An 18,264-nucleotide genomic window follows, 5' to 3' on the forward strand; every position below is an offset into this window, starting at 1 on the left:
AGACTTTGGGGAGGTACTTCCTTTTTTGTGTTTTGAAACCCTTGCCCTGTAAGGGCTAAGATTTATGAAATTTATTCTATTATAAAAGAAAAATGGTACTATTTAGTCAGGTGATTAAAATGTTCTTTGTGCGAACAGAAAACTTTCAACAATTTATCCGGTTTTATCCAGTCATCACAGCTTTGGCTGCGATTCATATCATTTTATTTTTATTGACGGAAGTCATTCCACTAAACGGCTTCTTGGAATTGAAAGCTTTATTGATCGGAAATAATTACTTAGTTCAAGTAGAAGATGAATATTGGCGGCTTTTCACACCAATATTTGTCCATCTATCGCTTACTCACGTAGTTTTCAATACATTCAGTCTCGTGCTTTTTGGACCTGCACTGGAAGTCATGCTCGGCAAGGTTAAATTCATTCTAGCATATTTGTTCATGGGAATAATCGGGAACGTATTCACTCTATATGTCGGGTCCCTCCTTATGAGCCATGCCGGTGCATCAGGTGCCATTTTTGGTATGTTCGGCTTGTATCTATATTTATCTTTTTTCAGAAGGGATTTAATCGATCACCAAAGCAGGCAAGTCGTACTTGTGATCATTGTTCTTTCATTAGTGATGACCTTTACAGGAGCCAACATTAACGTCTATGCACATCTGTTTGGATTGATTGCAGGAGTTGCTTTAGGACCGATTGTTTTTGGGAATAAATAATAGGTGGACTTAATGAAGGGAGTGTCTGTATGAAAGACAATAAGTTGGGCCCATATCTGGCGGTAGCAATCGGAGTGCTGGCGGTCTCAACTTCTGCTATATTTGTTAGGCTTGCGGATGCACCACCATCCATCATCGCTTTCTATCGTTTACTTTTAGCGGTTGTTATGATGCTTCCTTTAATTCTTTGGAAATATAGGGATGAATTCATCAAAATAACGAAGCAGGATTGGTTATATACAGCTGCGGCTGGGGTTTTTCTTGCGTTCCACTTTATATTTTGGTTCGAATCATTGGAGTTGACCTCTGTAGCTAGCTCGACTGTTCTCGTTACAACACAACCGATTTTTGCTTTTATCGGCACATATATTTTCTTTAAAGAACGATTCACCAGTGGGGCTGTATTCAGTATGCTCATCGCGCTAACTGGTAGCTTCATCATCAGTTGGGGTGATTTCCAAATAAGCGGAATGGCTCTTTTCGGTAATTTCCTTGCCTTAATGGGGGCCGTTACCATCACTGGCTATTTCTTATTCGGCCAAAATGTGCGGCAAAGGTTGTCTCTTGCAACCTATACATTCATTGTATATGGCTTCACGACAGTTACCCTATTGATTTATAATATGATTACTCGTGAGTCGTTTACTGGATACTCAGATGAGACATGGATTTATTTCTTCGTCTTAGCGATTATTCCAACGTTCTTTGGCCATACACTTTTTAACTGGGCATTAAAATGGGTTAGCGCATCGACCGTTACGATGGGGATTTTATTCGAACCGATCGGAGCAAGTGTTCTCGCTTACTTTGTGTTGAATGAGCTTGTTACGTGGTCTCAGTTCCTTGGCGGCTCCATCGTCCTATTTGGATTAGCCTTATTTATATTCAGCACGACAAAGAAAAAGAATGTGCGTGTCATAAATAAAAACACTTAACGGAGGGGATTTTTCATGAAAGTTCAGTTAATCACAGACGGAAGCGCGGATTTACCAAAAGGCTTTGCCGAAAAGCATAATATCATTGTTGTTCCATTAAACATTCATTTTGGGGAAGAGGAAATACGGACAGATGAATTGTCAGTTGATGAATATTATAAAAAAATGCGAGCTGCGGACGATCTGCCGAAGACTTCTGCACCGAGCCCAACTGCATTTTACGAAGCCTATAAACAGGTCGATCCGAACACACCGATTTTAACGGTTACATTGACGGAAGAATTAAGTACAACCAACCAAAATGCAATCATAGGAAAAAAGATGCTTTTAGAGGAAGAACCTAATCGCCAAATCGAGGTTCTCAATACAAGAACAGCCTCTGGCGGTTTGGCCTTACTCTTACATGAAGCGATACACAGCAAACGGCAAGATTTACGCGAACTCTTCACCTATTTAAAAGAGAAAAATGAGAAAGTGACAACACTCTTCTCTTTAGCCACAGTCGAGAACGTTGTCAAAGGCGGAAGATTGGATCGCGTCAGAGGAGCGATTGCCAAGACTTTAAACATTAAGCTATTGATGCGTGCTTCTGAAGTCGGAAATATCGAGGTTACCGAAAAAATACGAGGTGAGAAAAAAGCGCTTCGTCGTCTTGTAGAGCAAATCGGTGAATACTCAAGTTCCCTTCAAAATAAAACCATTGCCCTCGCGCATAGTAACTGTGAAGAAAAAGCTAAAAATGTATTGGAGAGCATTCGTGAAAAATACGCTCCGAAAAATGAATTTCTCGTAGATATGGGACCACTGATCGCAACATACGCAGGCGAAGGTGGAATTGTCATATCATTCTTTGAGGAGTAAATGAAGAAATGAAAACCCGAGCAATTTAGCCGTATAAATTGCTCGGGTTTCCTGCTTGTATAGGTCCATCAAAAGAATTCCAACCGTAAAAATCAATCTTACGCTTGGTTCAATACTTTTAATCTTTACCGTTTATGATTTAATTTTTCGAACAAAATCTTGCATGTTTTTTACCATTGGACGGATCTCTCTTGTCGTTCGAACAACATGGCCTACTGTATGCAGTACTTTTTCCATATCGACTTCACCTTCATCGTCTTTAAAATAGTCCGCTAATACTTGCTGGACAGCTTGTCGTTGCCAACCAGATTGCTTAAACGAATGCTTATTGCTACTTTTGGTCGAAGGCTCCGTCCAATATGGGCGATGATAAAATTGGTCTTGTGGAAACCGCTCCAATTCTCGCATGTCATCATCCCTTCCCATTTCCTTTACTGTTATTAGTCTATGTTCGTGATGGAAAGGGTGTGTCTCCAGCAAATTAAAAGAGATTTAATTCTTGCTTCAAGCGCGTCGGCTGAAAACCCAAAATGGCTTGGCTTCCAACAAATGTCGTCGGAGTACCAAACTGTCCTACATCTTGCAGTTCAACTAAGTAATCTCGATCTGCTGTAATATTCTTTTCTTTATAGTCTAGTTGATATTGATCTAACCACTGAAGCAAATCTTTACTTCGCTGGCAATTCTCACTTGTATAAACAACGATGTCATACTGCTCCAAGATGTTCACCTCAATCTATAAGATTTCAACAATCGTATTCCCGGTGTTTGTTAACACTAAACTCCAATTTAATCATTTAGTAATATTCCACCCATTATTTTTCCAATTCTTATAAGTAGATTCCACTTTCCTAACGAGTCAATCCATGCCAAAATAGATGACGAATGGAGTGATCTAAATGATTGAAGATACAGGAGAACGCGTGATTCCAAAAAAGATGAGCCCGATGAATAACCTATTGCTCGAGCATATCGCACGTTACCAGTTTGCCCTACCTTATCTTGAAGGGCGAGTCCTCGACATGGCTTGTGGTGCAGGCTACGGAACCCATATGATCGCCAAACAACGAAAAAAATTCATTGATGAAGTGATTGGGATTGATATCGATCCAGAAATTATCGCTTATGCAAAAAAGGAGTATTACCATCCGAAGTCATCGTTCGATATTTACAATGCTACCGAATCAACGCTGCCAAACAAGCTTGGCACATTTGATGCGATTGTCAGCTTTGAAACGATCGAGCATATTGCTGAGGAAAAAGACCTTCTAGACAATTACTATCGCTTATTGAATCCAGGTGGAACGTTAATCGTTTCGACACCTTTTGGTAAAGGCAGAGGAAAGCCGGTCGGTTCTCCCTTCCATGTCCATCAGCTAACAGTCGAGGAGTTTCAAGAGTTATTCACTGACTATGCAGAAACAGATTTTTATTATCAACGCGGCGTATTGATTGAACCCGGTCGTAAGGATCTCAGTTATCCATTAGGTATCGCTGTTTGTAAAAAATAATCAAGGATGTTACGGTGAAAATAAGTAAATAAGGCTCACGGGAATCATCCCGCAAGCCTTATTTTAAATGCGTTATTTACGAACTTATTTGTTGTCTCGCTGACGAGCTCTTTCGTTGCCGCCTTTTTCACCGATTTCTTGATAGAATTCTTTATCGTAGTTACGGCTTGTTGTTTTGCCGCCTTTTCTTCCTGCTTCCTCTAGAGACATTTTGTTGTTGTTTTTACGTTCTGCCATTCTTAACATCTCCTTTCGAAATTAGTAAGAATAAGCGGTAGGCTTAATGACGCCTACATTATAAACAATTCCACGTGTGTGTTTTCCTTAAACATTTTTGCCGGGATTTACTGATTAAGAATCTTTGTTTTGACGAGCTCTTTCGTTGCCGCCTTTTTCGCCAATTTCTTCATAGAATTCTTTATCGTGATTGCGACTTGTTGCTTCGCCGCCTTTTTCACCGATTTCTTGATAAAATTCTTTGTCGTGATTACGGCTTGTTGCTTCGCCGCCTTTTTCACCGATTTCTTGATAGAATTCTTTATCATGATTACGGCTTGTTGTTTTGCCACCTTTTCTTCCCGCTTCTTCTAGAGACATATTGTTGTTTTTACGTTCTGCCATTCTCAACATCTCCTTTCAGATTTGGATTGGCGAATCATCATCGCCTACACTAAAAGATTTTCCACGTGGGAATTATTTCTAAACCCTTATAATTGAATTCTCTTATATTTGCAGCACATCTATTGCTACGAAAGAATTCTACTTACATCTAACCGCGCGTGAACTCATCCCAATGTTCAAAGTTTATTTTTTGTTATCCTGTTTTTACATAGAAACATAAAACCGTGGCAAAATTAATGGTAAGAACACGATATCTTGGGTGTGAATGTTTGCTCCTGTATCGATTTTTGAAGGTTTCGATGTTTTGACTCACTCATCCAGTGGGTAAGGTTTACTAGAAACTGATAAAAAAAGGAGTGAAGAATCATGATTGGATTTTTACTATATTTATTAGTCGGTGGTATCATCGGTTGGATTGCTGGATTGATTCTAGGTGGTGTACCTGGTGGTATCATCGGTAACATTGTAGCCGGTGTCGTTGGGGCATGGATCGGTCACTCTCTAATGGGATCATTCGGGCCGGTCATTGCAGATATCGCAATCTTTCCAGCCATCATCGGTGCGTTGATCTTTGTTGCGATCTTAAGCATTATTCTTAAAGCAATTAGATAAAATGAAACAAAGCACGAATGGACTCATTTCCATTCGTGCTTTTTCTTTACGTTAATTTTCTTTCATAGATTAGCCAGCTACTCAATCGATACAATGGATAGATTACACACAACACATACACAAAAATCGGAACTTCAAAAACGAGTATAAAACTAATAATCAATAATAAGAAAATCAACGTCATCACGTTGCCATAGGTACCGTTAAGCGGCATCGCATCAAAAAACATAGACGCCTGTTCACGTTTCATCTTCACATGCTCTTTAAAGCATTTTTCATGAAAGGGCCGCAACACCATCTTCATATTGGACACAACAAGATTAGATTTTTTCCCAATCGATTGTTTACATCGAATACAGGTTATCGTTTTATCGGACATCGAAAGATCCTTTCTTTCAATTAAGTATATTCATAAACGTTTAAAGCATAATGATTGAAAAGCGTATGTCATTCTAAAATAATTATAAACATAGTCTTTTAAAAAAGAAAGGTGTCGTGATGGCAATTCAATTAAGTGTTTTAGATCAATCACCCATTTTACAAGGGAGTAGCCCACAAGAGGCACTTCAACAAACAATAGAACTCGCCAAACGAGTTGATCAATTAGGATATAAACGTTTTTGGATGAGCGAACACCATAGTGCTCAAAGTTTAGCTGGCTCAACACCAGAATTATTGACTGGAATCATCGCTCAAGCGACTGAACGAATTAAAGTAGGAACAGGCGGCGTCTTATTGCCACATTACAGCACATACAAAGTGGCAGAGATTTTCAGAACATTGGAGAGTCTGTATCCTGGACGAATCGACCTCGGAGTTGGACGTGCTCCGGGCGGGATGCCTGGTGTAAACTATGCATTGAACAAAGGAAAATATCCTGACGTTCAATCTTTCCCTAAGCAAGTCGCTGACCTTCTTTCTTACTTAGAAGGCGGAAGTCCTGAAGGTTATCAAGCATACGCAACACCGCTTGGACCGACAGTTCCGCCAGTATGGATTTTAGGTTCTAGTGGTTCAAGCGCCGGACTTGCTGGTGAACTCGGTGCCAATTATACATTCGCTCAATTTATTAATCCGGATGGAGGTCCAGCAGCGATCCAGCAATATTATGACCATTTCATTCCTTCTGAAAGACAAAAAGAACCGAGCGCAAGTGCCGCTGTATTTACGGTCGTTGGTAATACAGAGGAAGAAGCAGAGTATCTCGCCTCCTCTCTTGATGTATCTTTATTGATGGCTGATCAAGGTCAAATTCGAAATCATTTTATGTCTCCGGAAGAAGCCCAGCGTTATACGTTTTCTTATTTCGAAGCCGAACGAGTGAAGTATAATCGAAATCGTATGATCGTCGGGAATGTCGAAAGTGTCAAACAGCAGTTGGAGCAGATGGCAGCAGATTTTCAAATTGATGAAATCATTGCCAATATCATTGTGTACCCATTTGAGAAACGATTAGAAAGTTATGAGAAATTGGCTCAAGCTTTTCAGTTAAATAGAAAGTAAATCATATGAAAAGGGGTTTTTGAGATGGTTGCATTTGATCACCTTGTCATTTTTTCGAATGATCCTGCTCTGGATGCTTCCGATTTTGAGAACAATCATCAACTTCAAGCCGTTCAAGGTGGCGAACACAAGGATTGGGGAACGTATAACCATTTAGCATTTATGAAGAATAACAGTTATGTTGAATGGATTGGCATTCGCGATCAAGCGTTAGCTGAAACTTCGGATAACCCATTGATTCAGCACACCGTACATGCGAGCGTGCAACATACGAAAGGGCCGATTCAGTTCGCCCTTCGTGTGGAAAATATCGATACTTTTATCGACCATTTTGAAAAGAAAGGCATCGCCTATAAAGGACCATTTCCCGGCAGGCGAGTACGCGCGGATGGCAGTGTGCTCGAATGGCGAATGTTATTTCCTACTTATTCATTCGACGAAGCTCCCCTTCCTTTTTTGATTGAATGGTCTGGCGAGGGGAACCAACCGACGGATCTTAGTCAGCTTAATGAGGTGACATTTTCGAGAATTCAACTATCTGTTAATCAGCCTATGGAGTATAAGAAAAAGCTGAAGGAAATTTACGGGCTATCGGAGAGAACCAACTCCTTATTTCATTTGGAAAATGGAGAAATTGAAGTCAAGCAAGGAAACAACATCGTAGCACAATTTGAATCTATTCGATTTCAAAAGTTTTCATCCTAGATATTTTTTGAACACGGAAAAACCCGGCTTTTTTCTTCCTTCTGTGGTTGAGAGCTATTATCAAACACGGAAGGACTTCTTTTTTGCTCCCTTCCGTTGTTGAGAGCCCTTGTCGGACACGGAAGAACTCGCTTTTTTCTCCCTTCCGTCGTTGAGAGCCTCTATCGGACACGGAAGGGCTCGCTTTTTTCTCCCTTCCGTCGTTGAGAGCCCTTGTCGGACACGGAAAGTCACCTTTTTTTCTCCCTTCCGTCGTTGAGAGCCCTTGTCGAACACGGAAGGTCTCGCCTTTTTCTCCCTTCCGTCGTTGAGAGCCCTTGTCGGACACGGAAAGTCACCTTTTTTTCTTCCTTCCGTCGTTGAGAGCCTCTATCGAACACGGAAGAACTCGCTTTTTTCTCCCTTCCGTCGTTGAGAGCTATCATCAAACACGGAAGTCCCCTCTAGATATGACAAAATCACCGCATTTACTACTCTCACACAAAAGTATTTATTTCTATTCTCGAAATATTATTTATTCGGAATAATTTTTTTGCTACAATAGAATGTGTTTAGAAAATTAAGAAGTTTCGGAGGGAAGTTTATGGCCTATTCACAGGTTTGGGATTTGGATGTCTTTTTTGAAGGTGGTAGTGATTCTCCACAATTAAGAGCTCATTTAGATGAAACAAAGGTTAAGGTCGATCAATTCGCAGGTAAGTTACAAACGTTTGAAACACCTACAAATCAGAGTGCTGCTGGTTCTGTCGCTCAATTGCTAGAAGAAGGGTCAACGATTCAAATGCATATTAGCCAGGCGAGTGGATTCATCAGTTGCTTGGAAGCGCAGGATATGAATGATACACAAGCAAACACGCTTCGTAGTGAAGTCACGCAAATTGTAGCTACCTTTAGTTCAGCTTTTAATTCATTGGAACAAAAGCTAGCCAAGACAGAGCAGACAGTTTGGGAACAGCTAATCCAAGACGAGCAATTGTCCGACTTTCGTTTTGTTTTAGAAGAGTGGCGAGCAAAAGCGAAGGAGCAGCTTTCCGAAAAGGAAGAATCGCTCATTTCAGCTCTTTCCGTTGACGGATACCATGCTTGGGGACAAATGTACAATACGATTGTTGGTCAAATGACCGTTCATGTAACAGTCGATGGGGAGGAAAAAGAACTTTCTGTCGGACAAGCGAACAATCTCTTATCACATGAAGATCCTACGGTTCGTAAAGAAGTCTATGAAAAATTAGAAGATGCATGGAAGAGTAAAGAGGCCCTATTCGCCCGAACGCTCAACCATTTAGCTGGTTTCCGGTTGAATGTCTACGAAAAACGTGGATGGGAGAATGTGTTGAAAGAGCCGCTCGATTATAACCGGATGCAGCAGGAAACACTCGATGCGATGTGGGGTGCCATTACCAAACATAAAGCTACATTCGTAAAATTCCTTGAACGCAAAGCGAAATTATTGGGGAAAGAGCAGCTTGATTGGTATGACCTGAATGCTTCGACACAGGATAATAACCAAAAACTTTCCTATGATGAAGGCGCTGAATTTATCTTAAAGCATTTCCAAACCTTCAGTCCAAAAATGGCCGACTTTGCGAAGATGGCTTTTGAAGACCGATGGATCGAAGCAGAAGATCGATCAGGGAAACGGCCAGGTGGATTTTGCACAGGTCTGCCACTCAGCAATCAATCGCGGATTTTTATGACCTATAGTGGCTCCATGTCGAATGTGGCGACACTCGCTCACGAGCTTGGTCACGCTTATCATAGTTATGTTCTCCGTGATGTTCATCCGTTGAATCGTCGCTATGCGATGAACGTCGCTGAAACGGCTTCGACTTTTGCGGAAATGATCGTGGCGGATGCATCTGTCAAAGAAGCTCAATCAGAAGAAAATAAAATTGCTTTGCTAGAAGATAAAATTCAACGAAGTGTCGCTTTCTTCATGAATATTCATTCTCGCTTTTTATTCGAAACCCGTTTTTATGAAGAGCGGAAAAATGGTTTTGTTACGGCAGATCGACTGAACGCTTTAACAGATGAAGCTCAACGAGAAGCTTATGTCGATACGATTGCGACAACAAGTCCAAGTTATTGGTCCAATAAGCTTCATTTCCACATTACCGGCGTGCCGTTTTATAACTTCCCTTACACATTCGGTTACCTCTTCTCGCTCGCGATCTATGCGAAAGCATTGGAAGAAGGAACGGATTATGAGGACAAGTATATCGCATTGCTTCAAGATACAGCGCGAATGACGACAGAAGACTTAGCCAAGAAACATTTAGGTGCAGACATTACAAAAGAATCTTTCTGGGAGAAAGGCATCGAACTTTGCGAAAAAGATGTAGAAGAATATTTGCGATTGACTGACTAAAATAAAATCCTAGTTGGGCTTATGACCCGACTAGGATTTATTTATGAATGGATTTTCTTTTCATAATATCTAAAAGGAAACGGCTCTCCTTCTTGGTATTTTTCGATAACAAATTGATAATTTGCTCGGTTAAATAATCGTAAAGCCGCTTCATTGATCGCATTTGTATCTGCGCATATATAATGGATACCCTTTTCCTTACCCAATTCCTCTGTAAAACGAAAAAAGGACTGCGCGATGCTTTTCCCTTGATAGTCCGGATCAACCGCCAGCCGTTTCATGCATAAATACGGTTCCTTATATGTCCAAGGTATCTCAGCATATTCTTCATGTCCTTCTGTACTGATGCACACGGCCCCTACAATCGTTCCACCAATTTCATATACGTATAACTGCCTGTTATGTATGTCATCTTCATAAAATGCCTCAGGATATGAACCATTCCATTGCGGGTTTCCTTCATCATTCATTTTTCTTTTCGACCGCTTTGCTACCGCTTTAATGCATTCTAAATCTTCAGGCTTCGCTTGTCGGATCATATCTGTCTCACCCCTTATATCTTTATCCATTTAAAGGGTTAATTCTCCATACGTCAAGCGTTTTTATCAGAAAAATTCATAAAAAAACAGTCCACGCTAAACTGCGATGAACTGTTCCGAATCAAATGTAGAATGATTTTTTATTCCTCTGTCAATTCCAATTTTCCTAAACCATAAGCTGCAATCAACCCACCAATTAAGCAAATTACGCTTACGATGTTTCGCATCTTATCCAATTCGAATCCAGGGTAAATGACGACCAATGCACCGATGACCAAGCCTATGATCAACGCATACATATGGAAATAGAACCGATCAAACAACACACGAATGATTCTACTCATGATCAATAACCCAAGTACAATCCCTAAACCTAATGGGATTAACGCTTCGATTACGAGATTTTCGATAGAATGGGTAAAGGTTTTGTACATACCAATGAGCAACAATAAGAACGAGCCACTAATTCCAGGGAGAATCATTGCTGAACTCGCTAACCAGCCGGATAGAAATAACATGAGGTAATCCATGCCTTCAAATTCTGTCATCGGGGTGATTGATTCATCGCCACGGAAAACGACCATCGAACCTACAAAGATCGCTGCTAGTAAAAGAGTCAAATAATGAGAACCTTGAAACTGACGACTTCCATCTGCCTGACGCCATAGAAATGGAATTACACCGGCAATCAATCCGAGAAAAGCAAATATCAGCTGATGCGGATAGTTATTTAATAACCAGTTAATAATTCCACTGAAAAAATAGACAGCAGTTAACACACCAACGCCTAACGGTGCTAAGAATGCCAAATGTTTTTTCCATTCACGCGTAAATATGCCATTAATGCCTTCAATCAGGCGTTGATAAATCCCTAAAACAACAGCAATCGTGCCTCCGCTCACACCCGGAACGATATCACTCGCTCCCATAAGCGCACCACGATATAGATTTTTCCATTCAATCATATGTTAATCCCCATTTCTCTTCTTCATACACTTTCAATATTATACTAGATAAGACTAGCATATGCCCATGTTTTTTAAAAATGTCCTAAGAGAATTTGGGGTACATTTGATTTTGGATGACGAATAATTTCAGGCGTCGTATGGTAAACATTTTTCAGTAAGTCTGAGTCAATAATTTCTTCATTACTCCCCGAGCGAACGACTTTCCCTTCACTCATCAAGATCAGTTCCTCACAAAATTGGGAAGCTAGATTTAAATCATGCATCACCATGATGACCGTCAAGTTATCTTTACGTTGCCATTCCTTGACTAATCTTAAGATGTTCAACTGATGACCGATATCCAAGAAAGTCGTTGGTTCATCTAATAACAGTAATTCCGGTTGCTGAACCATCGCCTTGGCAATTGCGACACGCTGCCTCTCTCCCCCACTAAGGGTATCAAGAAATTGATCTTTCAAATCGGTCAGTGAGGTGAATGCCAAGACTTCTTCCACTAACTCATAATCCTTTTTACTCTCTCGTTGGAAAAAACCCAAGTGTGGATAACGTCCAAGGAGAATGGCATCAAAAACTTTAATAGGATAGGCGGCTAGTCCTTCTTGTGTCAATACAGCAATCCTTTGCGCCAGTTTTTTTACATTCCAATGCTGGACGTCTTGACCGTGAAAAGTAATGCTTCCACCCGTAGGCTTTTCATAAGCAGAAATCAATTTCATCAAGGTCGATTTTCCTGCACCATTCGGGCCAATCAATCCAATTGAACTGCCTTTAGGCACATCAAAAGAAACATTGTCCAAGAGGCTTTTATCTTCTATTTTTTTAGTCACTTGCTGGATTGATAACATGATGCTCCTCATCCTTTTTAGTTAAATTAGGATCCGTTAAAGACTGTTGTTTAAATTTAAAGTCGTCCGCCAGGTGCTAAATGTTCAAAGAAAGCGTCTGAACGTTCAAATGATGACGCTGACCGTTCAAAAAGGCGTTCTAACCGTTCAATCTAGGCGTCTGAATGTGCAAAACACAACGCTGAACGTTCAAAGAAGCATTCTAACCGTTCATAGATTAACGCTAACCGCTCAAACAGGCATCTTCCATCTCGATCTCTAGAAATAGCCACGTCTAGCTCTCCGCAATAAATAAGCGAAGAAGGGTGCGCCCAAGAATGCTGTAATGATGCCTAAGGGAAGCTCTCTCGGCTGCATCACTGTTCTCGCAAAAGCATCAGCTCCGACGAGAAAAATTGCACCACCGATTACGCTTAATGGAATGATCATGCGGTAATCCGCTCCGAAAATCAAACGGATAATATGTGGGATGACCAAACCGACAAATCCAATGGCTCCGGATACAGATACGGCCGCTCCTGTAATCAATGAAGCCAAAACCAACATAATAATTCGTGAGCGTTGCACAGAAACACCGCTATGATGTGCCGCTTCTTCTCCTAAACCAAGCATATTCAAATCTCTTGAGAAAAAATAAGCGATGACAACAGCGATCGAAATGACTGGAAAAACCACCTGAGTATAGCTCCAGTCTGTTAATGTTAGACTTCCCATCATCCAAAAAACAATCGTTTGTAGCTGCTCGTTCGATAATGCCATAATTAATGATAAACATGCGCCTAAAAAAGCTTGGATGACGACACCTGATAAAATCAACGTTTCAACCCGCATTTTCCGCTCAACCGTTGCTAAATAATACACAATCATTAAAGAAGCAAGACCTGCTAAAAACGCCACGAAAGGTAGGGTGAATTTTCCTAACCATGCAATTTGCCAGCCGAAAGCCATCACTAAAGCAGCACCGAATGAAGCGCCTGACGAAACACCTAAAATAAAAGGATCTGCAAGTGGGTTACGCAATACACCTTGGTAAATTGCTCCTGCCAATGATAATGCCGCACCCACCAAAGCACCTAAAATGACCCTTGGCAGCCGGATATCCCAAATAATTGTTTCGGTTGATTCCTTCCAATCAACCGAAACCCAGTTTTGAACAATAGGAATTTTTGAGAGAACGACTTTCCAAACAACAATAAAATCAATACTTGCTGCACCCAACGTAATGGATAGGCTCATCACGATCAATAATAGAATCGATAAAAGAATTGACCAAAAAGCAACTTTTCCAAACGAGTGGGTCGATGTTGGATGTTTCATTGGTTACTCCATTAAATCGGGATAAAGGATGTTTACTAATTGTTCAAGTCCTTCAATCAACCGTGGACCAGGACGTGACAGAAGATCATTATCGATATTATGGACTTCTTCATTTTGAATAGCCGTTACATCTTTCCAGTTTTCTCGTGCAAGGACTTGTTCCTCGACGTCTTCCATGTAGTAGCCGTATGTGGTGATGATCACATCAGGATTCGCTTCAATCACCACTTCTTCGTTCACCTGTGGCCAGCCTTCTTCTCCAGCCATGATGTTTTTACCACCAGCGATTTGTAGCAGCTCATTCATGAATGTATTTTCTGCAGCTGTAAATAATTCTTGATCAATCTCAAACCAGACGGATTTCTTTTCGTCTTCAGAGAGCTCGGCCGTTTTCTTTTCAATTTCTTCTATTCTGTTTTGCATATTTTCGACGGTCTCATTGGCTTTCTCTTCTGTTCCAACCGCTTGACCAGCTAAACGTAAATCCTCATAAGTTTCTTCCAATGTTTGTGCACCGAGTACAATAACTTTCAAGCCTTTGTCCCGTAGTGCTTGAATATCATCTCCATTATTTAAATCAGCCACTACCAAATCTGGCTCTAGTTCGACAATTTTTTCGAAATTTAAGTTCATGTCACCGACTTTTTCAATATCGGTTACTTCTTCCGGATAGTTGGACCATTCATCTACACCTACGACTTTGTCGCCACCACCAACAGCGTACACAATTTCAGTCGCACTTGGGATGACTGTCACAACTCGCTCAGGTTCTTCTTCAATGGTTACTTCTTCCCCTGATTTATCTGTTAAGGTTACAGATTCGGAGGCTGCACTCTCTTCATCATCTTGCGCCTCTTCTTCCGACGTTTCCTCACTTGATTCATTTTCCTCTACTTGCGTTTCTCCCTCATTTGATGTGTCGTCTCCACCTTGACAAGCCGCTAACCCAATAACGAATGCCATGACCAATAGGATTAAAAACTTTTTCCAACTTCCCATCTTCATGTTATACTTCCTCTCTCATCAGTATTATTGTATTTTTCGCATAAAAAAGCTCTGAATCCTTTGTCATAAGGAGCCAGAGCATACATAACAATATCGATGCGCAGGCGATCCTTTGACCCGAAGGATTGAAGCCAAAACAAATAGGCAGGTCTCCTGGCTTAGAGTCATTGCATTCCATCCCTTCCCATTTTTAAAAAACAGTGGTTCGATGGTTTGCTTCTCATTACAGTGGCGGGACCGCGTCGGATTTACACCGATCTTCCCTATTATGTGAGTCGTAATACTCACACCTACACGTTTCGATTATACGATTGTATATTCATCATAATTCGAGCAATTATTTTCGTCAAGATAATATCTATCCTTTTATTAATATTCAAAAAAGTATGGTAATATATAGTTAACTGGAAAAAGTAAGGTGAAGAAATATGGATCTTGGTGCCATCATACAATACTATCGTACCAAAAAAGGTTATACGCAAAAACAGATGGCGGATGGCATTTGTTCTGTATCTTATCTAAGCAAAATAGAAAACGAGATGATCACGCCGAAAGAAGACGTAGCGAGATTGTTATTTGACCGGTTAGACATCAGTTACGATGACATCACGCATAGCGATAACCACCAAATTATCCGTAAAATTTTAAAACTATATAAGCGGATCAAAGAAAAAGATTATGAAGCGGCAAAAGAATCTATTGATGAATTGAAACGAATCCTCACACCTTTTCACGCACCGGAAGCATTGAACATCTTTCAATTGGTATATTTTTATTTCATCATTCAAACAAGAGAAAATGAAAAAGTTGAACAAATGTACCAAGAGGTCCTGCGTTTGGAAAATCGTTTTGAAAAAGAAGAGCTTTACCTTTTCCACAAGGTTATTGGCCTTTATTACAATTACAAAGCACAACCAAATAAAGCTCTCAATCATTTTGAAACAGCGAAAGCAATGTCAGTGAAATGGACAATCAAAGATACAGAGATCTATTATTTACTTGCTCTTTCATTGACTAGAATCCGGAAGCCGGCCCAATCGAATTATTACTGTCAAATCGCTAAGGATCAATTCGAATCAGACTTCTTATATACGAATGTTACCGATTGTTATATTTTATTTGGTGTTAATTATATGTTGCTGGAAGCTTATGACGTTTCAGAAAAATATTTTTTGCAAGTGTTACATTCGAAACCAATGGGGGATTTGCCCGACGTCCAGCGACGTGTTAAGCATAACTTAGCCATTCTTTATTTTTATATGGAAGAATATGATCGTTCCATTTCTTATATGGAACAGTTAAACAAATATGATTATAACTTATACGACAAAATTCAAGCCTTTTACATGCAAGCAAAAATTCATTATTTGAACGATAATGATAAGCAAGCCATCAAGTTTCTTAATAAAGGTGAAGAAGCCCTTAGAGAAGTGAAATACTTGAAATTCCAATACCAATTCTATGTACTCAAACATCAAATATATAACAAAACAAAAGACCCTGAATTCCTGAAAAAGGCTAAAAATGTTCTATTGCCTTATTTCCAACATTCAGGTGAGAAGAAAACAATCAAAGAACTTTCTTTAATTCTGGGACACCAATCTTATGATAACGGCGATTATAAGCAAGCAGCCGATTATTATAAATTTTTGATTGATCAATTTAATCACGTAAAGGATGAGGTGTAATGAGTAATACAGTAACTGTACAGTATGAAGAAAAAGTCGCTAAAATCACATTGAATCGACCTGACAAGATGAACTCGATGAACCAGGAAATGTTGGAGGAAATGGCCACCAAAATGGAAGAGGTCAGTCAAAGTGAAGCACAGATTGTGATTCTGACTGGTGAAGGCCGTGCTTTTTCAGCGGGCGGCGACATTAATATGATGCTTGATAATGACGATCCTAGTGACTTCAAAAAGATTATGGACACCATTGAGAAAACAGTTAAAACCTTTTATAGCATGCCGAAAATCACTATCTCGATGTTAAATGGTGCAACTGCTGGACTCGGTTTAAGTTTGGCATTAGCTGCAGACTATGTTATCGCTCAAAAAGAAGCCAAAATTGCCATGAATTTCATTGGCATTGGGTTGATTCCCGACGGTGGCGGGCACTTTTTCATGGAGCAACGACTCGGCACACATTTAGCTAAGCAAATGATCTGGGAAGGCAAAATGATGCAAGCCGAAGAAGCAGAGAAATTAGGCCTTGTCGACCTTGCAACTGAAAACGCAGAAGAAGCCACTCAAAAATACGTAGAAAAATTACAAGGCGCACCATTACGCGCCATGATTCGAACGAAGACAATTTACCATCAAGAAAACCTCAATAAGCTTGAGTCTTACTTAGCAGGCGAATCTGAAGGTCAAGTTGCCATGAGGCAAACCAAAGACCACCAAGAAGGAATTAAAGCATTTATGGAGAAGCGAAAGCCCGAATTTCGTGGTGAGTAGTTTATTGATGTATTAAGTAACCATCCAGGAAAGCACGCTATTTATTCGATATGTATAATCGTTGCGCTCCCCTCCAATAATAATTGACGAGATTATTATTGGAGGTGTTATAGATGGCAAGAGTTGCTGTAGAAGATACGTTGACGAACGTAAAACAAGCACTACAGAAGGATGGACATGAAGTTGTGTCACTTGAATCAGATCAAGCAAATGACTGTGATTGTTGTTGCATTTCTGGTCAAGATCAAAATGTCATGGGAATGAGTGATGCAACGACGCAGGCAACTGTAATTAATTGTGATGGTAAAAATGCCAATGAAGTTGTCCAGGAAGTGAATGAACTTTTTCGTACTTAATGGTTCCATTGTCTATGGACAAATCAATAGACATGTAAAAAGCCAGTCAATCCGACTGGCTTTTTTGATTGCTTAAATGTTGATAACGATTGATAAGTCATTTACTGACGAATTAATAAAATTCATGTCCAAAGTTATTGCCTTTTCTTGCTTCGACACTCATTGTCATATAAAGATCAAAAATTCGAAGCATCTCTTTGAGACGGCTTATGACATCTTCATTGATCAATTCATTTGTTTCTGTAAAATGCTCGCTATGCGCATAAACATAATTCGGCGTTACCAATGAACGAAAGTAACTTAAAATTGGTTTTAATTGATTCTCAATGACCAAGTGATGCTGAAAAGTTCCTCCATTTGCGATAACCGAAACGGGCTTGTATCGCATCGTTTTCGGCGAAATTAAATCTAACAAGTTTTTAAAAGAGCCTGGGATTGATCCTTGGAAAATCGACGTAGCAATAATATAGCCATCTGCAGCTTCCATTTTAGCGATGGCTTCTTGTGTATCTTCATTGTATTTTTCTTTTGATCGACCATCCGCAAGCTCGAGTGTTAATTGATCCAATGATAGTTGTTCCACATCATACGAATAATTTCCTTCATTTAAATAATGTTCAATTTCTTTTAATAGAACTTTTGGTTTCTCACCTGTCACCGTTCCATTGATCAGTATTATATTCAAAAAAACCAAACCCCTCTCTATCTGTACCTTCCATTTATTTTCATTTTTTATTCGTTTTCTATTACACTATCTCTCTTACGTAAACGAATTTTATTCAAATAGTTAACTCGTTAACTTATAAACTTTGAACGAGTTGGAAATGATAGGATTACGCACATGCAATCCAATCTATACGGAATATCCATTTCTATCTTATCAGATTTCAGACTATTATGTTTCATTACATGCTTTGTTAAGAGATTGTTTTCATTCTGTGGTT

21 protein-coding genes, 2 pseudogenes and 1 riboswitch are annotated in these 18,264 nt (G+C 39.9%); of the genes and pseudogenes, 12 read left to right on the top strand and 11 right to left on the bottom strand.

Features of this window, described 5'->3' with window-relative positions:
* Window positions 1-119 precede the first annotated feature (119 nt).
* Genes KQ486_RS11660 through KQ486_RS11670 form a run of 3 tightly spaced genes read left to right on the top strand, consistent with a single transcriptional unit; the run spans window position 120 to window position 2,512 of the window.
* A complete protein-coding gene (locus KQ486_RS11660) occupies window positions 120-716 on the top strand; it encodes a rhomboid family intramembrane serine protease (RefSeq protein WP_144162544.1) in 597 nt (198 codons plus the stop codon).
* 29 nt (window positions 717-745) lie between these two features.
* Entirely contained in the window at window positions 746-1,651 is a 906-nt protein-coding gene (locus KQ486_RS11665) for a DMT family transporter (RefSeq protein ID WP_144162542.1), read from the top strand.
* A 15-nt stretch (window positions 1,652-1,666) separates the two neighbouring features.
* Entirely contained in the window at window positions 1,667-2,512 is an 846-nt protein-coding gene (locus KQ486_RS11670; RefSeq protein WP_216687719.1) for a DegV family protein, read from the top strand.
* A 132-nt stretch (window positions 2,513-2,644) separates the two neighbouring features.
* Here the strand turns inward: KQ486_RS11670 and KQ486_RS11675 are convergent, their stop codons facing one another.
* Together KQ486_RS11675 and KQ486_RS11680 are read right to left on the bottom strand one after the other, a co-directional pair.
* Entirely contained in the window at window positions 2,645-2,938 is a 294-nt protein-coding gene (locus KQ486_RS11675) for a YppG family protein (RefSeq protein ID WP_216687720.1), read from the bottom strand.
* 55 nt (window positions 2,939-2,993) lie between these two features.
* Complete coding sequence (locus KQ486_RS11680; protein WP_216687721.1) at window positions 2,994-3,233, bottom strand: glutaredoxin family protein; 240 nt, start codon at window positions 3,231-3,233, stop codon at window positions 2,994-2,996.
* A gap of 178 nt (window positions 3,234-3,411) precedes the next feature.
* Between KQ486_RS11680 and KQ486_RS11685 the strand changes: the two genes are divergently transcribed.
* On the top strand, window positions 3,412-4,023 hold the full coding sequence (locus KQ486_RS11685) for a class I SAM-dependent methyltransferase (RefSeq protein WP_216687722.1): 612 nt from the start codon (window positions 3,412-3,414) through the stop codon (window positions 4,021-4,023).
* A gap of 87 nt (window positions 4,024-4,110) precedes the next feature.
* On the opposite strand, the pseudogene KQ486_RS14410 reads toward KQ486_RS11685, so the two are convergent.
* A pseudogene (locus tag KQ486_RS14410) lies at window positions 4,111-4,260 on the bottom strand (glucose starvation-inducible protein B); the annotation flags it as partial.
* 120 nt (window positions 4,261-4,380) lie between these two features.
* Window positions 4,381-4,644 (bottom strand): annotated as a pseudogene (locus tag KQ486_RS14415) (KGG domain-containing protein); the annotation flags it as partial.
* A 369-nt stretch (window positions 4,645-5,013) separates the two neighbouring features.
* On the opposite strand from KQ486_RS14415, the gene KQ486_RS11695 reads away from it, so the two are divergent.
* Window positions 5,014-5,256: a GlsB/YeaQ/YmgE family stress response membrane protein gene (locus KQ486_RS11695; RefSeq protein WP_144162574.1), complete on the top strand. Its 243-nt coding sequence runs from the start codon at window positions 5,014-5,016 to the stop codon at window positions 5,254-5,256.
* A gap of 46 nt (window positions 5,257-5,302) precedes the next feature.
* On the opposite strand, the gene KQ486_RS11700 is transcribed toward KQ486_RS11695, so the two are convergent.
* Window positions 5,303-5,506 (bottom strand): hypothetical protein, encoded by a 204-nt coding sequence (locus KQ486_RS11700; protein ID WP_144162528.1) that lies wholly within the window; start codon window positions 5,504-5,506, stop codon window positions 5,303-5,305.
* Between the two features lie 248 nt (window positions 5,507-5,754).
* Between KQ486_RS11700 and KQ486_RS11705 the strand changes: the two genes are divergently transcribed.
* The 3 genes from KQ486_RS11705 to KQ486_RS11715 all read left to right on the top strand — a co-directional run bounded on the left by KQ486_RS11705 (window position 5,755) and on the right by KQ486_RS11715 (window position 9,832).
* Window positions 5,755-6,759 carry an LLM class flavin-dependent oxidoreductase gene (locus KQ486_RS11705; RefSeq protein WP_144162525.1) on the top strand — a complete coding sequence of 335 codons (1,005 nt, stop codon included), beginning with the start codon at window positions 5,755-5,757 and terminating at the stop codon, window positions 6,757-6,759.
* A gap of 24 nt (window positions 6,760-6,783) precedes the next feature.
* Complete coding sequence (locus tag KQ486_RS11710) at window positions 6,784-7,464, top strand: VOC family protein (protein WP_144162522.1); 681 nt, start codon at window positions 6,784-6,786, stop codon at window positions 7,462-7,464.
* 583 nt (window positions 7,465-8,047) lie between these two features.
* The gene (locus tag KQ486_RS11715; protein ID WP_216687723.1) at window positions 8,048-9,832 is read left to right on the top strand and encodes a M3 family oligoendopeptidase; all 1,785 of its coding nucleotides are present in this window, start codon (window positions 8,048-8,050) and stop codon (window positions 9,830-9,832) included.
* Window positions 9,833-9,873: 41 nt separating this feature from the next.
* Here KQ486_RS11715 and KQ486_RS11720 read toward each other — a convergent pair whose 3' ends face one another.
* The 3 genes from KQ486_RS11720 to KQ486_RS11730 form a co-directional block, all read right to left on the bottom strand.
* Window positions 9,874-10,401, bottom strand: a complete 528-nt coding sequence (locus KQ486_RS11720) for a GNAT family N-acetyltransferase (protein WP_216687724.1) — start codon at window positions 10,399-10,401, stop codon at window positions 9,874-9,876.
* A gap of 110 nt (window positions 10,402-10,511) precedes the next feature.
* Complete coding sequence (locus tag KQ486_RS11725; protein WP_144162513.1) at window positions 10,512-11,336, bottom strand: DUF368 domain-containing protein; 825 nt, start codon at window positions 11,334-11,336, stop codon at window positions 10,512-10,514.
* Window positions 11,337-11,410: 74 nt separating this feature from the next.
* A complete protein-coding gene (locus KQ486_RS11730) occupies window positions 11,411-12,184 on the bottom strand; it encodes an ABC transporter ATP-binding protein (RefSeq protein WP_216687725.1) in 774 nt (257 codons plus the stop codon).
* A 46-nt stretch (window positions 12,185-12,230) separates the two neighbouring features.
* On the opposite strand from KQ486_RS11730, the gene KQ486_RS11735 reads away from it, so the two are divergent.
* Window positions 12,231-12,446, top strand: coding sequence for a hypothetical protein (locus KQ486_RS11735; RefSeq protein WP_216687726.1), 216 nt, complete (start codon window positions 12,231-12,233; stop codon window positions 12,444-12,446).
* Here the strand turns inward: KQ486_RS11735 and KQ486_RS11740 are convergent.
* Complete coding sequence (locus tag KQ486_RS11740) at window positions 12,443-13,501, bottom strand: FecCD family ABC transporter permease (RefSeq protein ID WP_144162507.1); 1,059 nt, start codon at window positions 13,499-13,501, stop codon at window positions 12,443-12,445. The two genes, KQ486_RS11735 and KQ486_RS11740, sit on opposite strands and share 4 nt — an antisense overlap.
* Window positions 13,502-13,504: 3 nt before the next feature.
* The gene (locus KQ486_RS11745; protein ID WP_216687727.1) at window positions 13,505-14,506 is read right to left on the bottom strand and encodes an ABC transporter substrate-binding protein; all 1,002 of its coding nucleotides are present in this window, start codon (window positions 14,504-14,506) and stop codon (window positions 13,505-13,507) included.
* Between the two features lie 126 nt (window positions 14,507-14,632).
* A riboswitch (cobalamin riboswitch) is annotated at window positions 14,633-14,815 on the bottom strand.
* A gap of 119 nt (window positions 14,816-14,934) precedes the next feature.
* On the opposite strand from KQ486_RS11745, the gene KQ486_RS11750 reads away from it, so the two are divergent.
* The 3 genes from KQ486_RS11750 (at window position 14,935) to KQ486_RS11760 (ending at window position 17,320) form a co-directional block, all read left to right on the top strand.
* On the top strand, window positions 14,935-16,194 hold the full coding sequence (locus KQ486_RS11750) for a helix-turn-helix domain-containing protein (protein ID WP_144162501.1): 1,260 nt from the start codon (window positions 14,935-14,937) through the stop codon (window positions 16,192-16,194).
* On the top strand, window positions 16,194-16,964 hold the full coding sequence (locus KQ486_RS11755; RefSeq protein WP_144162498.1) for an enoyl-CoA hydratase: 771 nt from the start codon (window positions 16,194-16,196) through the stop codon (window positions 16,962-16,964). The genes KQ486_RS11750 and KQ486_RS11755 overlap by 1 nt, the downstream gene beginning before the upstream one ends.
* A 113-nt stretch (window positions 16,965-17,077) precedes the next feature.
* Entirely contained in the window at window positions 17,078-17,320 is a 243-nt protein-coding gene (locus tag KQ486_RS11760) for a YkuS family protein (protein ID WP_144162496.1), read from the top strand.
* A gap of 112 nt (window positions 17,321-17,432) precedes the next feature.
* Here KQ486_RS11760 and KQ486_RS11765 read toward each other — a convergent pair whose 3' ends face one another.
* A complete protein-coding gene (locus tag KQ486_RS11765) occupies window positions 17,433-18,005 on the bottom strand; it encodes an NADPH-dependent FMN reductase (RefSeq protein ID WP_144162493.1) in 573 nt (190 codons plus the stop codon).
* Window positions 18,006-18,264 lie beyond the last annotated feature (259 nt).

The sequence above is a fragment of the Allobacillus halotolerans genome (assembly GCF_018967645.1).
GTDB classification, from domain to species: Bacteria; Bacillota; Bacilli; order Bacillales; family Alkalibacillaceae; genus Allobacillus; species Allobacillus halotolerans.

Bases quoted from the DNA above. Each gene is read 5' to 3' on its own strand.
- KQ486_RS11660 (WP_144162544.1), top strand. From the start codon at position 120: ATGTTCTTTGTGCGAACAGAAAACTTTCAACAATTTATCCGGTTTTAT.
- KQ486_RS11665 (WP_144162542.1), top strand. From the start codon at position 746: ATGAAAGACAATAAGTTGGGCCCATATCTGGCGGTAGCAATCGGAGTG.
- KQ486_RS11670 (WP_216687719.1), top strand. From the start codon at position 1,667: ATGAAAGTTCAGTTAATCACAGACGGAAGCGCGGATTTACCAAAAGGC.
- KQ486_RS11675 (WP_216687720.1), bottom strand. From the start codon at position 2,938: ATGGGAAGGGATGATGACATGCGAGAATTGGAGCGGTTTCCACAAGAC.
- KQ486_RS11685 (WP_216687722.1), top strand. From the start codon at position 3,412: ATGATTGAAGATACAGGAGAACGCGTGATTCCAAAAAAGATGAGCCCG.
- KQ486_RS11700 (WP_144162528.1), bottom strand. From the start codon at position 5,506: ATGAAACGTGAACAGGCGTCTATGTTTTTTGATGCGATGCCGCTTAAC.
- KQ486_RS11705 (WP_144162525.1), top strand. From the start codon at position 5,755: ATGGCAATTCAATTAAGTGTTTTAGATCAATCACCCATTTTACAAGGG.
- KQ486_RS11710 (WP_144162522.1), top strand. From the start codon at position 6,784: ATGGTTGCATTTGATCACCTTGTCATTTTTTCGAATGATCCTGCTCTG.
- KQ486_RS11715 (WP_216687723.1), top strand. From the start codon at position 8,048: ATGGCCTATTCACAGGTTTGGGATTTGGATGTCTTTTTTGAAGGTGGT.
- KQ486_RS11720 (WP_216687724.1), bottom strand. From the start codon at position 10,401: ATGGATAAAGATATAAGGGGTGAGACAGATATGATCCGACAAGCGAAG.
- KQ486_RS11725 (WP_144162513.1), bottom strand. From the start codon at position 11,336: ATGATTGAATGGAAAAATCTATATCGTGGTGCGCTTATGGGAGCGAGT.
- KQ486_RS11730 (WP_216687725.1), bottom strand. From the start codon at position 12,184: ATGTTATCAATCCAGCAAGTGACTAAAAAAATAGAAGATAAAAGCCTC.
- KQ486_RS11740 (WP_144162507.1), bottom strand. From the start codon at position 13,501: ATGAAACATCCAACATCGACCCACTCGTTTGGAAAAGTTGCTTTTTGG.
- KQ486_RS11745 (WP_216687727.1), bottom strand. From the start codon at position 14,506: ATGAAGATGGGAAGTTGGAAAAAGTTTTTAATCCTATTGGTCATGGCA.
- KQ486_RS11750 (WP_144162501.1), top strand. From the start codon at position 14,935: ATGGATCTTGGTGCCATCATACAATACTATCGTACCAAAAAAGGTTAT.
- KQ486_RS11755 (WP_144162498.1), top strand. From the start codon at position 16,194: ATGAGTAATACAGTAACTGTACAGTATGAAGAAAAAGTCGCTAAAATC.
- KQ486_RS11760 (WP_144162496.1), top strand. From the start codon at position 17,078: ATGGCAAGAGTTGCTGTAGAAGATACGTTGACGAACGTAAAACAAGCA.